We start from the raw sequence: 14,384 nt of genomic DNA on the forward strand, positions 1-14,384 counted from the left end.
GTTTTGAGGCTCAGCCCCGCGGTTCCGTGGCTTCTTAAGCGAAGGACTTCTTGAAGGCCGTGATGGCGGCGTTCAGTTCAGCTTCGGCATCCTTGTCCATCGCCTTGTCGGCTTCCAGCTTGGCCAGCAGGGCGGCGTGGCTGGTCTTCAGGAACTGGTGCAGGCCGTGTTCGAAGGCCAGGACCTTCTGCACTTCGATGCTGTCCATGAAGCCCTTGTTGGCGGCGTACAGCGACGCGCCCATCAGCGAGATGGACAGCGGCGAGTACTGGGCCTGCTTCAGCAGTTCCGTCACGCGGGCACCGCGGTCCAGCTGCTTGCGGGTGGCTTCGTCCAGGTCGGAAGCGAACTGCGCGAACGCAGCCAGTTCACGGTACTGGGCCAGGTCGGTACGGATACCGCCGGACAGCGACTTGATCAGCTTGGTCTGGGCAGCACCACCGACGCGCGACACCGAGATACCGGCGTTGATGGCGGGGCGGATACCGGCGTTGAACAGGCTGGTTTCCAGGAAGATCTGGCCGTCGGTGATCGAGATCACGTTGGTCGGCACGAAGGCGGACACGTCACCGGCTTGGGTTTCGATGATCGGCAGGGCCGTCAGCGAACCGGTCTTGCCCTTGACTTCACCCTTGGTGAAGGCTTCGACGTAGTCGGCGTTGACGCGAGCGGCACGCTCCAGCAGGCGGCTGTGCAGATAGAACACGTCGCCGGGGTAGGCTTCGCGGCCCGGCGGGCGGCGCAGCAGCAGCGAGACCTGGCGGTAGGCGACGGCCTGCTTGGACAGGTCGTCGTAAATGATCAGCGCGTCTTGGCCGCGGTCGCGGAAGTACTCGCCCATCGTGCAGCCCGAATAGGCCGACACGTATTGCATCGCGGCCGACTCGGAGGCCGAGGCGGCCACGACGATGGTGTATTCCATCGCGCCGGCTTGTTCCAGAGCACGCACCACGTTCTTGATCGACGAGGCCTTCTGGCCGATCGCGACGTAGACGCAGGTCATGTTCTGACCCTTCTGGTTGATGATCGCGTCGATGGCGACGGCGGTCTTGCCCGTCTGACGGTCACCAATGATCAGTTCGCGCTGGCCACGGCCGACGGGAACCATGGAGTCGATCGACTTCAGGCCGGTCTGCACGGGTTGGTCGACCGACTTGCGGGCGATCACGCCCGGGGCGACCTTCTCGATGACGTCGGTCATCTTGGCGTTGATCGGGCCCTTGCCGTCGATCGGCTCGCCCAGCGCGTTGACGACGCGGCCAATCAGCTCGGGGCCGACCGGCACTTCCAGGATGCGGCCCGTGCACTTGACGGTGTCGCCTTCCGAGATGTGCTCGTAGGCACCCAGAATCACGGCGCCGACGGAGTCGCGCTCGAGGTTCAGGGCCAGGCCGAAGGTCTGGCTGCCATCCTTGGCGACCGGGAATTCGAGCATTTCGCCCTGCATCACGTCGGACAGGCCGTGGACGCGGACGATGCCGTCGGAAACGGACACGACGGTGCCCTGGTTGCGGATGTCCGTGCTGCCACCAAGACCCTCGATGCGGCTCTTGATCAGTTCGGAAATTTCAGCGGGATTCAGTTGCATGCTAGGTCTCCCAGGTGGCCGTTCCTTCGCCGGATCAAGGGCGGGGTCAGACGCGGGGTAAATCGGAATGTCTTGCGGGTGTCCAGCTGCGGATCAGGCAGTCAGCGCAACTTTCATGCGCTCAAGGCGGGCCTTGACGGAGGTGTCCAGCACCTCGTCGCCGACGACGACGCGAACGCCGCCGATCAGGCTGGGCTCCAGCTGCACATGGGCTTCGAGCTTGCGGCCGAAGCGCTTTTCCAGCGCAGCCTTGAGGTCAGCGAGCTGAGCGTCGCTGATCTCGTAGGCGCTGAAGATCTGCGCGTCGGACACGCCCGAAGCAGCGTTGGCCAGCACGTGGTACTGGGCCACGATCTCGGGCAGTGCAGCCAGGCGGCCGTTCTCGACGATGGTGCGCAGGAAGTTCTGCACGCCGGCGGCGAGGGTCTGCTTGGCGGCAGCGGTCACGACCGCGACGACCTGCTCGACCTGGGCCTTGGGGTGATCGGCGAACTGGCGCAGATCGGCGTCCTGCGCCACCTGGGCCAGCGCGTCGAGTTGCTGGCCCCAAGAGGTCAGGTCTTGCGACTTGGCAACCTGGAACAGCGCTTCCGCGTAGGGGCGGGCGATGGTGGCGATCTCGGCCATTTACAGCTCCGTCTTCAGGCGAGCCAGCAGCTCGGCGTGAACGCCGGCGTTGACTTCCTTCTGCAGGATCTGCTCGGCGCCCTTGACGGCCAGCGAAGCGACTTGCTCGCGCAGGACTTCGCGAGCGCGGGAAACCTGCTGCTCGGCGTCGGCCTTGGCGGCGGCCAGGATCTTGGCGCCTTCTTCTTCGGCCTTGCCCTTGGCGGCGTCGACGATGGCAGCGGCACGCTTCTCGGCGTCCGAGATCAGCTTGCCCGATTCGGCCTTGGTCTGAGCCAGTTCCTTGGCGATCTGCGCTTCGGCGCCGGCCAGCTCGGCCTTGGCCTTGTCAGCGGCGGACAGGCCTGCGGCGATCTTCGCGGCACGCTCATCGAGCGCCTTGACGATCGGCGGCCACACATACTTCATCGTGAACCCGACCAGCGCCAGGAACACGATCATCTGAACGATGAGCGATGCGTTAATAAACACCTTGGTGCCTCACAAAGTTTTCGAGTGCTTGAAGCCGCCCCCAGGAGTCCGAGGGCGGGGCGGCAACGTCGAATTACTTGGCGGCGATTTGCGCCAGCTGACCCAGGAACGGGTTGGCAGTGGCGAACCACAGGGCGATACCGGTGCCGATGATGAAGGCCGCGTCGATCAGGCCGGCCAGCAGGAACATCTTGGTCTGCAGTTCGTTCATCAGCTCGGGCTGACGAGCGGCGGACTCAAGGTACTTGCTGCCCATGATGCCGATACCGATACAAGCACCGAAGGCGCCCAGACCAATGATCAGACCAGCGGCGAGGGCAACAAAGCTAATGACTTCCACGATGACTCCTTAGAGGGACTAGAGAAAAGGGTTGAAGGAAAACTGCTTGGGGAAACTGGGGTGAGGCTCAGTGCGCGCAATCAGTGCGCGTCGTGGGCCTGGCCGATGTAGACCAGCGTCAGCATCATGAAGACGAAGGCCTGCAGCGTGATGATGATCAGGTGGAACGCTGCCCAGACGAAGCCGGCGATGACGTGCATGCTGAACAGGAAGGCGCCCATGCCGAAGCTCACCGTGGTGATGGCGCCGCCCATCAGGGCGATCAGCAGGAAGATCAGTTCGCCGGCGTACATATTGCCGAACAGCCGCATGCCGTGCGAGACGGTCTTGGCGACGAACTCGATGATCTGCATCGCGAAGTTGATCGGGTACAGATAGACCTTGTCGCCGAACGGTGCTGCCACCAGTTCGTGGGCCCAGCCGCCAGCGCCCTTCATCTTGACGTTGTAGATGAGGCAGGTGACCAGCACGCCGAGGGACAGGCCCATCGTCATGGACAGGTCGGCCGTCGGCACGACACGCAGCTTGGCGTGATGGTCGCCGGTGATGGTCTGCCAGATCAGGGGCAGCAGGTCGACGGGCAGCAAGTCCATCGCGTTCATCAGGAAGATCCACATGAACACGGTCAGGGCCAGCGGGGCCACCAGCTTGCGGCTGTTGGCGTTGTGCACGATGCCCTTGGCCTGCTCAGCGACGATTTCCACGAGGATTTCGACGGCGGCTTGAAAACGGCCCGGGACGCCCGATGTAGCAGCCTTCGCGGCACGCCACAGGAAGAAGCAGCCCACCACGCCCAGCAGGACGCTGAAGAAGAGGGAGTCGAGGTTGACGACGGAGAAGTCGGCGATGCCCTTCTGCGTGCCACTCTGGAAGTGCTGCAGGTGGTGAATGATGTATTCACCAGCGCTCGGGGCGGCTGTTTCGTGGCCTTCTGCTGCCATGTTTCTTTCTGCCTCGTCAGTTCTATCGACGGCTGCGCCAAGCGAGCGCAAGCCAGTTCACTTTGATGCACACCGCGAGGGTGACCAGCAGGGCTGGCCAGCTCAGGCCCGGCACCACCTTTGGCGCCAGCACCAGCATCGCGATCGATGCACCGATTTTCAAAAATTCCCAACCCATGAAGCCCGCAGCCGCACCGACCGCAGAGTCCACGTGCTTTGTCAGGCCCCGCGCCAGCAGCATGTTCGGCAGCACCACCGCCGCAGCGCCGTAGAGCGCCGAGGCCATGGCCACGCCGGACGCCGTCCACAGCCGGATCACGGCCACGCACAGCAAGCCTGCCACCAGCTGCATCCCCAGCACACGCCAGGGCGACAGCATCGGCAACGCGGACTTCAGCGCCGCCGCCTCATCCGGGTTCAATGCCTTGACGGGCGGCTCCTCGATGTCGTCGTCCCAGCCACCGGCCGTCGAAACAGCGGGGGGCCAGGTCTTTCGGGGGCCGTTCTCGGTCATGGCGCCTGATCCTGGGGTGGGCGGCTCAGCCTCCCAAACTGCCGGAAAGCTGATTGCACCGGGGCGGCGCACAGGCGCCACCCAACAAAGCCACTCATTATAGGTGACTAGTTACACCGGGGTAAATACGCCCCCTCGCCGGCCCAGGATTCAGGCGCCTGTCAGGCTGGCGGGCAAGCCCGGCACGTCGACGCGCAGCTGCAGCACGGCACCGGCGAGCGGTTCGCGCTCCAGTTCGTCGGCCGGGCGCTTTTCGCGGGCCGTCGTGATGAAGAGGGTGCGCAGGTCGTCACCGCCGAAGGTGGGCATGGTCGGGCAGGTCGCCGGCAGCTCGACGCGCTGCACCACTTCGCCGGTCGGCGCGATGCGCAAGACGCAGCCGCCCTCGAACATGGCGACCCAGTAGCAACCCTCAGCATCCATGGCCGCACCGTCCGGGCGGCCGCCATAGACCTCGCCGGGTGCGCGCGGCTTGAACTCGGCGAAGACGCGCGGCGCGGACAGCGTACTGGTCGCCGCGTCGAAGTCGGCGACGTAGACACGGTGGGCCTTGGTGTCTGACCAGTGCATGCGCTTGGCCGAGGGGCTCCAGGCCAGGCCGTTGGACGTCGTCAGGCCGGGCACCTGGGCCGAGAAGCCCTGGCCGTCGAAGCGGTAGAGCGCCGCCTCGGGCTCGCGGGCGTCGGAGATGCTGCCGATCCACAGCCGGCCAGCCGGGTCGACCTTGCCGTCGTTGAAGCGCAGCCGCGCCGGGTCGTAGGGCGGTGGGCTGACGAGGGTCTGGGCGCCTGTCGTCGTGTCCAACGCCCACAGGCCGTCGCGACGCGCCACCAGCAGGCCGCCACCCGCACGGGCCGCGATGCAGCCGGGCTCGGCGTCCTGGCGCCAGACCTCGGGCGCTTCGGCACCCGCATGCCATCGCAGCACCTGACGGCCAGGAATGTCGACCGCGTAGAGCTGCTTTTCAGTGGGATGCCAGAGCGGCGATTCGCCGAGCAGGCAGCGGTGGGAACCGAGGGCTTGGATGTCTTGGGAGGCCATCCCGCCACTCTAGGCGGTTATCCGAAGTAACTCGGCCGGAAGGCGCCGAGCTCGGCCTTCAGGTAATGGGCGCCGGGGATGGGGTTGAAGTAGAACGGCGGCACCTCGGCGAAGCCCAGGCTCTCGTAGAGGCCGCGCGCCGCTTCCATGTCATCCAGCGTGTCGAGCAGCATGGACGAGTAGCCGGCCTCGGTGGCGCGGTCCATCAGCGCCTGCGCCAGGATGCGCCCCAGGCCGAAACGACGGAAGGCCGGACGCACATAGAGGCGCTTCATCTCGCAGGCGTTGGGGTAGTCGGCATCGGGCAAGGGGCGGAAGGCGCCGCTGCCGGCGATGGCACCATCAACCGTGGCCAGCAGCATCAGGCCACCGGGCGGCGCGTAGGCGCCGGGCAGTCCGGCGAGTTCTTGCTCGAAACCCTGGAAGTCGAGATCGATGTCCAGGCTGTTGGCGTAGTCCCGCAGCACGAGCCGGGCTTCCTGCCAGTCCTCGGGGGACTCGGGTGTGATGAGCTGGATGTCTGGGCCGGCCATAGGCGCCGCAGTTTAGCCAGCCGCCTCAGGCAGCAAATCCCAAGACCACGCGACGGGTCTTGGCGCTCTTCTTTTCTATCTTTGTCACGATCACAGGACCGATCTCAGATGTGTTGCTGACGTGCGTCCCACCGCATGGCTGCAGATCCACGCCTTGCACCTCCAGCACCCGAATGCGGCCAAGTCCGCGCGGCGGCTGCACGCTCATCGAGCGGACCAGGCCGGGATTGGCGTCCAGCTCGTCTTCCGTGATCCAGCGGTGCCCCACCGGATGCGCCTCAGCGACCAGCCGATCCAGACCCGCCTGGATGGCCTCCTTGTCGAAGGGCTCGTCGGTGTGGAAGTCCAGCCGCGCATAGGTCTCGGTGATGGAACAGCCATCGACCGGATAGGGCAGCAGCGCGCACAGCAGATGCGTGGCGGTGTGGAAACGCCGATGGGCCTGGCGGCGTGGGGCGTCGACCTCGACGCGCACCGCGGTGCCGACGGCCGGCAGCTCGCCTTCGATCAGGTGGACGATGGCCTCGGCGTGCTCCTTGCTCTTGCGCGTGTCGGTGATGCGCCAGCGCTGTTCACCCGCGATCAACCAGCCGGTGTCGCCGGCCTGGCCACCGCCGAGCGGGTAGCAAACGCTACGGTCGAGCAACACGCCGCCCTCGCCCTGGGCGATGACGGTCGCGTCACAGGCCAGCAGCGTCGCGTCTTCGCGAAACAGATCCTCGGTCTTCATCAGCCAATCGCCTCCAGTTCGACCTCGCCGCGTGGCGTGGCGAGACGCGCGCGCAGGCCGTCGCGTGAATCAAAGCCCAGCAGTTGCACGCCCTGATCGACCATGCTGTCGGTCGGGTGCGCCTCGCCCCATTCAATCAGCACGGGCAACGCTTCGCGGCGCAGGCGGCGGCCATCCTCGCGCAGCGCGATACGCCAACGCAGGTTGCCGCGCGAGGCTTCGGTCGCCTTGCCGGCATCCACGCCCTCGCTCTGCCAATTGGCCAGGGCCGCATCGAGATTGGGAACCCGGGCCACCCAGTGGATCAGCCCCGGCCCGGCGGCCAGGCGATCACGCAATTCGGGCAGGTCGAGATCGAACCAGCGCGCGCGGGCCGGTGGGGGCGCCTCGGGGTCGATGGCGATGATCTCCAGATAGGCCCGCGGATGGTTGGGGCCGCTGATGTTGAGCAGGCGGTTGTGCGTGCTCATCAGCGCATGCCTGCCGCCGGGGCCGGGCGTCACACCCAGCACGCGCTCGCACCAGGCAACGCCCTCTTCCAGCGTCGCGGCACCGACGACGAGGTGGTCCAGCTCCATGCTCACAACTTCACCTGACCATGGATCAGCGGCGTGACGTCCCCGCCAATCCAGGTGCCCTCGGCATCTCGCCTCACATGCACACGGCCGGCGCGGCCCAGGACTGCGCCTTGGGCCGCGACATAGCTGTCGCCCGCCAGACCCTTTTCCTGCAGCCACAGTGCCAGACCCGCATTCAGGCTGCCGGTCACCGGGTCTTCGGGAATGCCGAGGTCGGGCACAAAGGCACGCACCTCGAACTGGCATTCGCTGCCTTCGGGATACGCCCCGACGACGCCGAGCTTGAGCCCCTGCATGGCGATGAAGTCGGGCTGCAGGGCCAACACGCTGGCCGCATCGACCAGGCGCGCGACCATCCAGCCCGGGCCGTTGTCCACCCATTCCAGATCCAGCAAGGCCTCGGGCGCGATGCGCAGCGCAGCGATCGCCTGTGCTCGTTCTGCCGCACCGACCACGCCGCTGCGCTGCAGCGGCGGCGCGGCAAAAGCCAGGCGCGCGCCATCGCGCTTCACGCGCACCAGGCCGATGGCGCATTGCTGCACGACCTCACCGGGCTTCCTCGCATCGCCGCCGCTGGCCAGGAAGGCGTGCGCACTGCCCAGCGTCGGGTGGCCGGCAAAGGGCAGCTCACCGCCGGGCGTGAAGATGCGCACGCGGTAGTCGGCGCCCGGGTCGGTGGGTGGCAGCAGAAATGTCGTCTCGGACAGATTGGTCCAGCGCGCGAAGTCCGCCATCTCCGCGTCGGACAGGCCGCCGCCGTCAATGACGACGGCCAGGGCATTGCCCTTCAGCGGCGTGGCGGTGAAGACATCGACCTGGGCGAAGCGGCGGAGTTGAGTCATGGCTTGAGATAGAGGCCTGGGCGAACGATTTCCATGCCGCGCTGCGGGTTGGCCAGCGGCGAGAAGCCGTGACCGGTGTAGACCGCATGGGCGTCGCGGGTGAAGAGCATGAAGCGGCGCAGGCCCTGCAGGTCGGCATGGGCCAGCAGCGTCTCGATCATCCACTTCGCGCGGCCGCTGCCGCGGTGGGCTTGGAGCACGTAGACGTCGCAGAGGTAGGCGAAGGTCGCGCGGTCGGTCACGACGCGGGCGAAGCCGACCTGGCCCTGCCCTTCAGCGTGCATCGCGATGCACAGCGAGTTCGCGATCGAGCGCTCTACGATGGCCAGCGGCACCCCCTCGGACCAGTAGGCGCCGACGAGGAAGGCATGCGCGGCCCGCGCGTCGATGTCCTCGGGCGCGAAGCTGAGCCGGTAGCCGTCGCGTGACGTCAAGGCGCGTGCTCCGTGGCCGGCTCCAGCGCCTCGTGCAGCACACGGCCGAGCTTCTCGACGCCTTCGCGGATCAGGTCGGGCGTCAGCGTCACGAAGGACAGGCGCAGCGTGCGCGGGTCGGGATGCTGGGCATAGAAGGCCGCGCCGGGCACGAAGGCGATACCGGCATCCACGGCCCGCGGCAGCAGGGCCATCGCGTCCAGGCCCTCGGGCAGGCGGATCCAGAAGAACATGCCGCCCTGGGGTGACAGATAGTCGCAGCCGGCCGGCAGGTGCTCGCGCAGGGCCTCGGCCATGGCGTCGCGATTGGCCTTGTAGAGGGCGCGGATGGTGGGGATGTGGCTGTCCAGGAAACCGTCGCGGATGACTTCGTGCACGACGCGCTGGTTGAAGCCCGGCGTGTGCAGGTCGGCGGCCTGCTTGGCCTGCAGCAGCTTGGGGTACAGCTCGGGCGGCGCCACGATATAGCCCAGGCGGAAGCCCGGCGTCAGCACCTTGGAGAAGGAGCCCAGATAGAGCGAGCCCTCGGGCCACAGGCTGGACAGCGAGGCCGGCGGCGGCTCGTCGAACCACAGGTCGCCGTAGGGGTTGTCTTCGACGATGGGCACGCCGGCGCGGCGCGAGGCCTCGACGACTTCGACGCGGCGCTGGGCGCTCATGACGCGGCCGGTGGGGTTCTGGTAGTTGGGCAGCAGATAGCTGAAGCGCGTGCCGGGCGCGTCGTGCGGCAATGCCGCAATGGCCTCGGGGCGCGGGCCTTCGTGGTCGCTGGCCAGGCTGGCGAACAGCGGCTCGAAGGGCGTGAAGGCCTGCAGGGCACCGAGATAGGTCGGCGTCTCGACGGCCACCGGTGCGCCCGCGTCGCAGAGGATCTTGCCCACCAGGTCCAGCCCCTGCTGGGAGCCGCTGGTGATCAGCACCTGGTCGGGATTGACGTTCATGCCGAGTGAGGCGACCCGCGCCGCCACCCATTCGCGCAGCGGCGCAAAGCCCTCGCTGGCCGCGTACTGCAGGGCCTCGCGCGGGTTCCTGCTCAACACGCGGTCACAGGCGGCCTTCAGCGCGTCGACGGGAAAGGTATCCGCGCTCGGCAGGCCACCGGCCATGGACAGGATGCCCGGCTTCTCAGTGACCTTGAGGATCTCGCGAATGATGGACGGGTTCATCCGCGCGGCGCGGCGCGCTTGGGTCCAGACGGTGCTCATGATGGAGTTACGTGGGATTTCAAAGGAGTCAGCCTAGCATCCAGTCGACGGCGGCGCGGGCCTGCAAATCGGTGGAGTCGAACAGCGGCAGGGCGGCAGCGCTTTCAGCCGGCAACAGCAGGCCCAGCTCGGTACAGCCCAGGATGGCGGCCTGGGCACCGCGGTCGGCGAGTGCGGCGACCTGGCCACGCAGGGCCTCGCGCGAGGCCGGCTCGAAGCGGCCGCGGCACAGTTCCTCGTAGATCAGCCGGTGCACTTCGCTGCGGCCGGCCTCGTCGGGCGTGATGACTTCGATGCCGAAGCGCTCCCACATGCGCTCGCGATAGAAGCCCTGCTCCATCGTGAAGCGCGTGGCCAGCAGGCCGGCGCGCTTGACGCCGGCGGCGCGCAGCGCCTCGGCCGTCGCGTCGACGATGTGCAGCACCGGCAGGCCGGCGGCCTGTTCGATCTCGGTGGCGACGAGGTGCATGGTGTTGGTCGCGATCAGCAGCGCCTCGGCGCCGGCGCGCTTCAGGCCAGCGGCGGCATCTCCCAGCACGCGTGCCGCTTCGGCCCACTGGCCGGCCGACTGCATGGCCGCGATGGGCGCGAAGTCGACGCTGTGCAGCACCAGCCGGGCGCTGTGCAGGCCGCCCAGGCGCGCCGCGACGCCGCGGTTGATCAACGCATACAGGTGCTGGGTCGACTCCCAGCTCATGCCGCCCAGAATGCCGAGTGTCTTCATGCGCCCTGCCCCGCCAGATTCATGCGCCAGCCCCGTGCCGGCCTGGCCTCGACTCTGCGCCTGGGCGCCGGCTGCAACAACTGGAAGGCCGCCTCCGGCCAGGCCTCGACGACGACCTCCTGCCCGGCCGCCAGCGTCAAACCCTCGCCGGCGCGCAGCCAATGGTCGTCCGTGCCACCGGACACCGTCAGCCACAGCCGGCCACTCGTGACGACCAGGCGGCGCGGCGCGGCCATGGCGGCCAAGGTCAGCGCCTGGCCGGGCACGAGTTGAGTGGTGAAACGTTCGTTCATGGCAGGCCTCCTTCAGTGAACCGGTTGCCGTTTGCCCAGCCACACGACCGCGAGCACGGCGGCGGCGAACACGACGGTCATCGCGTCCAGCCGCTCGCCCAGCAGCGGCACGGCAAACAGCATGGACAAAAAGGGTTGCAGCACCTGCACCTGGCTGACGCGCAGCGTGCCGCCCAAGGCCAGGCCGCGGTACCAGGCGAAGAAGCCTATCCACATCGACACCAGCGACACATAGGCAAAGCCGCCCCAGGCCGAGGCCGCGACCGGCGCGGTGGGTCGCGTCAGCACCGCCAGCGGCACGGTGATGGGCAGGCTGATGACCAGCACCCAGCAGATGACTTGCTCGGCCGTCAGTTCCCGAGTGAGCTTGGCGCCGCTGACATAGCCCGCCGACGCGCTGACGACGGCGCCCAGCAGCAGCCCATCCGCCAGCTCCAGGCCGCCCGCACCGCGCCAGGCGGCAAAGCCGATGACGAGGGCCAAGCCCGCCAAGGCGCAGATCCAGAAGCCGCCACTCGGCCGCTGGCGCAGCACCAGCGCCGCGATGACGGCCGTGGCCAGCGGCAACACGCCGGACACGACGGACGCATGCACGGCATCCACATGGCGGACCGCGAAGCCCAGCAGCAGCGGCCAGCCGAACACGACACCGGCGGCCGTGAAGGCCAGCAGCCGCCATTCACCGCCACGCGGCCGGCGTGCGCCCGTGGCCCACAGGTAGGCGATCGACAGCAGCCCGGCGACGACGGCGCGCCCGAAGGCGACAAAGGCCGGATCGAGCTGGGGCGCCGCGGTGCTGCCGCCGGCCAGCCGCGTCATCGGGATGCTGAGGGCGAACATGACGACGCCGGCCCCGCCGAGCAGCAGGCCGCGCGTTGCATCGGACGAGGTGGTCGTCGAGACCGTGGTGGACGTGGAAAACCCTGACATGAACCCAGTCTGAGGCATGACACCGATACAGAACCAGTACAGTCAGCCAACCAGACCACGAATCTGTATTGCCATGCCGACCGGTACACACCCTCCGCTGCAGCGCGGCGCCAGCCTGCCGCTGGCCGGCCAGCTCGCCGAGCGCTATGCCCAGCGCATCCGCGAACGCCTGCTGCTGCCGGGCGCCCGCCTGCCGTCGGTGCGCGACTGCGCGCGCCAGCACGGCGTCAGCCCGCACACCGTCGTCGCCGCCTATGACCAGCTGCAGGCCGCCGGCCTGCTCGAGGCGCGCCGCCAGCGCGGCTTCTTCGTGCGTGAAAGTCGCCCTGCCACGACGCGAACCCCCGCGCCCCGCGCGCCCGCCACGGCCATGCCGCGCCAGGCGCCGATGGACGCGACCGCGCTGATCCGCGGCATGTTCGAGGCCGACGCGGCGCGCTCGCCCGGCCTGGGCACGCTGCCGGCCGACTGGCTGGACCCGACGCTGCTGCAGTCCGCCCTGCGCCGCCTGAATGCGAACGACGCGCTGGCCGTGCAGACCAGCTATGGCGACCCGAGCGGCGACGAGCGCCTGCGCGCGGCCCTCGGCCAGCGCCTGCACGACCTCGGCATCCACGCTGCGCCGGCGCAGATCCTGACCACCAATGGCGCCACGCACGCGCTGGACCTCATCATCCGCACGCAGCTGCAGCCGGGCGATGCCGTCCTCGTCGACGACCCCGGCTGGGCCATCATGTTTGCGCGGCTCACGCAGGCCGGCATCCGTCTGTTGCCCGTGCCGCGTGGGGCCCACGGACCGGACCTGGACGTGCTGGGTGCCCTGGCCGCCGCGCATGCGCCGCGCGCCTACCTGACCGTGTCGGTACTGCACAACCCGACCGGCCACAGCCTCAACCTGGCCGGCGCCCACAAGCTGCTGCGCCTGGCCGACGAGCACGACTTCTTCATCGTCGAGGACGACAGCTACGGCTTCCTGGCGCCCGAGCATCTGCCGCGCCTGGCGGCCCTCGATGGCCTGCGCCGCGTGACCTATGTGTCGGGCTTCTCCAAGGTGCTGACACCGGCCTGGCGCGTGGGCTACCTGGCCGCCGCGCCCGAGCGCCTGCGCGCGCTGACCGACACCAAGCTGCTCGACGGCCTGACCAGCTCGCCCGTGCTGGAGCGTGCCGTCGCGCTGTGCCTGGAACAGGGGCGGCTGCGCCGCCATGCGCAGCGCCTGCGCGAGCGCCTGGCCACGGCGCGCCAGCGCATCTCGGTGCTGGCCACCAAGCAGGGCTTTGCCTGGGCCGCGCCGCCGGACGGCCTGTTCGGCTGGCTGGACGTCGGTGTCGACACCGAGAGACTGGCCCAGCCGCTGCTGGACGCCGGCTGGCTGATCGCGCCTGGCGCCCTCTTCAGCGCCACGCGCCGGCCCGGCTCGCTGATGCGCATCAATATGGCGACCTCGCAGGACCCGGCCTTCTGGCGCGCGCTGCGCGCCGGCGTGGACAGCCTGCAAGGCCGGGCGGCGCCCCCCTAGGTTCATCCCCCTTGTTCACGGGAGCAACCCCTGGCGCTGGAGCGGCGCTGCGAGTCCACTGAGCCGCCTGACAACGCCCGGGGGACTCCATGCTCGGCAACCGGTTCCGTTTCGCCCGCCTCCTCGGCGGCGTCGCCCTCACCCTGGCCTCGCTCACCGCCCAGGCCGATTTCGCGGGCGACATCACGGTGCAATTGCTCGCCCCCGGCGGCACGATGAGCGGCGGCCCGGCGGCCATCGCGCTGTCGCAGACGGTAGCCTTCGCCGACCTCGCCCAAGGTGTCCAGGCCACCAACCTGGGTGGCGCGGGCGACATCAGCGGCTTCATGCTCGACAACGAGCGCGTCTTCTTCACCGGCACCATGATCCTGATGCGCGTGGCCGCCGGCGACGACACGGGCGGCGTGCTGACGACGGGCTATGTCGGCAGTGGTGGTCAGCATGCGCGCTACCAGTTCGACGGCATTGCCTTCACGGGCCGCGTCATCACCAATGTGCTGGTCTATGCCTACGACGGCTTCGCGACCTCGGGGCCCGCCAGCGCGAGCGGCCTGCTCAGCCCGAACGACCCTGCGGTGCTGGTGCACAAGGTCGATGCCGACTCCTACAGCTTCGATCTCGACACCCTGCAGTTCAAGCAGCGCTTCGCGGGAGGGGGCGACAACTACGCCGAGTTCCGCATCGACTTTGTCACCGCCGCCGTCCCCGAGCCCGCCGCCTGGCTGCTGCTGGCGAGCGGCCTGCTGCCCGTGCTGCGCCGCCGCCGTGGCTGAAACCGCCGCCTTCACGCTGGCGCGCTTCGAGCCGCTGGTGGGCAGCCGCTTCACGCTGCGCCTCGACGATGCCACCGGGCTGCCCGCCCAGCTCATCGAAGCCCGCGCCGGCCGTGGCGAGGCCTTCAACGGCCGCCAACCCTTCAGCCTGACCTTCGAGGCGCCGGCCGAGCCGCCGCTGCCGCAGCGCATCTACCGCGTCGAGCACCCGCGCCTCGACGCCATGGAGATCTTCCTCGTGCCCGTGGCCCGCACGGCCGATGCCCTGCGCTACGAGGCCGTGTTCGGCTAGGAGACCGCG

Annotated in this window: 19 protein-coding genes; 3 read left to right on the top strand and 16 right to left on the bottom strand. The window is 68.5% G+C overall.

What is annotated here, in order from left to right:
* Window positions 1–34: 34 nt before the first annotated feature.
* From atpA to AC1DW3_RS14580, 16 genes are all read right to left on the bottom strand, one after another.
* A complete protein-coding gene (gene atpA / locus AC1DW3_RS14505; protein ID WP_477932049.1) occupies window positions 35–1,588 on the bottom strand; it encodes a F0F1 ATP synthase subunit alpha in 1,554 nt (517 codons plus the stop codon).
* A gap of 93 nt (window positions 1,589–1,681) precedes the next feature.
* Window positions 1,682–2,215, bottom strand: a complete 534-nt coding sequence (locus AC1DW3_RS14510) for a F0F1 ATP synthase subunit delta (protein ID WP_477932051.1) — start codon at window positions 2,213–2,215, stop codon at window positions 1,682–1,684.
* Window positions 2,216–2,686 (bottom strand): F0F1 ATP synthase subunit B, encoded by a 471-nt coding sequence (locus AC1DW3_RS14515; RefSeq protein WP_477932053.1) that lies wholly within the window; start codon window positions 2,684–2,686, stop codon window positions 2,216–2,218.
* A gap of 73 nt (window positions 2,687–2,759) precedes the next feature.
* Window positions 2,760–3,026 carry a F0F1 ATP synthase subunit C gene (atpE, locus tag AC1DW3_RS14520; RefSeq protein ID WP_056873235.1) on the bottom strand — a complete coding sequence of 89 codons (267 nt, stop codon included), beginning with the start codon at window positions 3,024–3,026 and terminating at the stop codon, window positions 2,760–2,762.
* 80 nt (window positions 3,027–3,106) lie between these two features.
* Window positions 3,107–3,967: a F0F1 ATP synthase subunit A gene (gene atpB, locus AC1DW3_RS14525; protein WP_477932056.1), complete on the bottom strand. Its 861-nt coding sequence runs from the start codon at window positions 3,965–3,967 to the stop codon at window positions 3,107–3,109.
* A gap of 22 nt (window positions 3,968–3,989) precedes the next feature.
* Window positions 3,990–4,481, bottom strand: a complete 492-nt coding sequence (locus AC1DW3_RS14530) for an ATP synthase subunit I (protein WP_477932058.1) — start codon at window positions 4,479–4,481, stop codon at window positions 3,990–3,992.
* A 150-nt stretch (window positions 4,482–4,631) separates the two neighbouring features.
* The gene (locus tag AC1DW3_RS14535; protein WP_477932060.1) at window positions 4,632–5,522 is read right to left on the bottom strand and encodes an SMP-30/gluconolactonase/LRE family protein; all 891 of its coding nucleotides are present in this window, start codon (window positions 5,520–5,522) and stop codon (window positions 4,632–4,634) included.
* A gap of 17 nt (window positions 5,523–5,539) precedes the next feature.
* Window positions 5,540–6,055, bottom strand: a complete 516-nt coding sequence (locus AC1DW3_RS14540) for a GNAT family N-acetyltransferase (protein ID WP_477932062.1) — start codon at window positions 6,053–6,055, stop codon at window positions 5,540–5,542.
* A 25-nt stretch (window positions 6,056–6,080) separates the two neighbouring features.
* Window positions 6,081–6,785 (bottom strand): alanyl-tRNA editing protein, encoded by a 705-nt coding sequence (locus AC1DW3_RS14545; RefSeq protein ID WP_477932064.1) that lies wholly within the window; start codon window positions 6,783–6,785, stop codon window positions 6,081–6,083.
* Window positions 6,785–7,363: a VOC family protein gene (locus AC1DW3_RS14550; RefSeq protein WP_477932066.1), complete on the bottom strand. Its 579-nt coding sequence runs from the start codon at window positions 7,361–7,363 to the stop codon at window positions 6,785–6,787. The genes AC1DW3_RS14545 and AC1DW3_RS14550 overlap by 1 nt, the downstream gene beginning before the upstream one ends.
* Window positions 7,364–7,365: 2 nt before the next feature.
* Window positions 7,366–8,205 (bottom strand): PhzF family phenazine biosynthesis protein, encoded by an 840-nt coding sequence (locus tag AC1DW3_RS14555; protein WP_477932068.1) that lies wholly within the window; start codon window positions 8,203–8,205, stop codon window positions 7,366–7,368.
* Window positions 8,202–8,639, bottom strand: a complete 438-nt coding sequence (locus AC1DW3_RS14560; protein ID WP_477932070.1) for a GNAT family N-acetyltransferase — start codon at window positions 8,637–8,639, stop codon at window positions 8,202–8,204. The genes AC1DW3_RS14555 and AC1DW3_RS14560 overlap by 4 nt, the downstream gene beginning before the upstream one ends.
* Window positions 8,636–9,844 carry an aminotransferase-like domain-containing protein gene (locus AC1DW3_RS14565; protein ID WP_477932072.1) on the bottom strand — a complete coding sequence of 403 codons (1,209 nt, stop codon included), beginning with the start codon at window positions 9,842–9,844 and terminating at the stop codon, window positions 8,636–8,638. The genes AC1DW3_RS14560 and AC1DW3_RS14565 overlap by 4 nt, the downstream gene beginning before the upstream one ends.
* 28 nt (window positions 9,845–9,872) lie before the next feature.
* Complete coding sequence (locus AC1DW3_RS14570; protein WP_477932074.1) at window positions 9,873–10,568, bottom strand: aspartate/glutamate racemase family protein; 696 nt, start codon at window positions 10,566–10,568, stop codon at window positions 9,873–9,875.
* On the bottom strand, window positions 10,565–10,861 hold the full coding sequence (locus AC1DW3_RS14575) for a DUF2917 domain-containing protein (RefSeq protein ID WP_477932076.1): 297 nt from the start codon (window positions 10,859–10,861) through the stop codon (window positions 10,565–10,567). The genes AC1DW3_RS14570 and AC1DW3_RS14575 overlap by 4 nt, the downstream gene beginning before the upstream one ends.
* A 12-nt stretch (window positions 10,862–10,873) precedes the next feature.
* On the bottom strand, window positions 10,874–11,791 hold the full coding sequence (locus tag AC1DW3_RS14580) for a DMT family transporter (protein ID WP_477932078.1): 918 nt from the start codon (window positions 11,789–11,791) through the stop codon (window positions 10,874–10,876).
* A gap of 73 nt (window positions 11,792–11,864) precedes the next feature.
* On the opposite strand from AC1DW3_RS14580, the gene AC1DW3_RS14585 reads away from it, so the two are divergent.
* The 3 genes from AC1DW3_RS14585 (at window position 11,865) to AC1DW3_RS14595 (ending at window position 14,375) form a co-directional block, all read left to right on the top strand.
* Window positions 11,865–13,310, top strand: a complete 1,446-nt coding sequence (locus AC1DW3_RS14585) for an aminotransferase-like domain-containing protein (RefSeq protein WP_477932080.1) — start codon at window positions 11,865–11,867, stop codon at window positions 13,308–13,310.
* Between the two features lie 89 nt (window positions 13,311–13,399).
* Window positions 13,400–14,083: a hypothetical protein gene (locus AC1DW3_RS14590; protein ID WP_477932082.1), complete on the top strand. Its 684-nt coding sequence runs from the start codon at window positions 13,400–13,402 to the stop codon at window positions 14,081–14,083.
* Window positions 14,076–14,375, top strand: a complete 300-nt coding sequence (locus AC1DW3_RS14595; protein WP_477932084.1) for a DUF6916 family protein — start codon at window positions 14,076–14,078, stop codon at window positions 14,373–14,375. The genes AC1DW3_RS14590 and AC1DW3_RS14595 overlap by 8 nt, the downstream gene beginning before the upstream one ends.
* Window positions 14,376–14,384: the final 9 nt, after the last annotated feature.

The sequence above is a fragment of the Roseateles sp. P2_H4 genome (assembly GCF_056403315.1).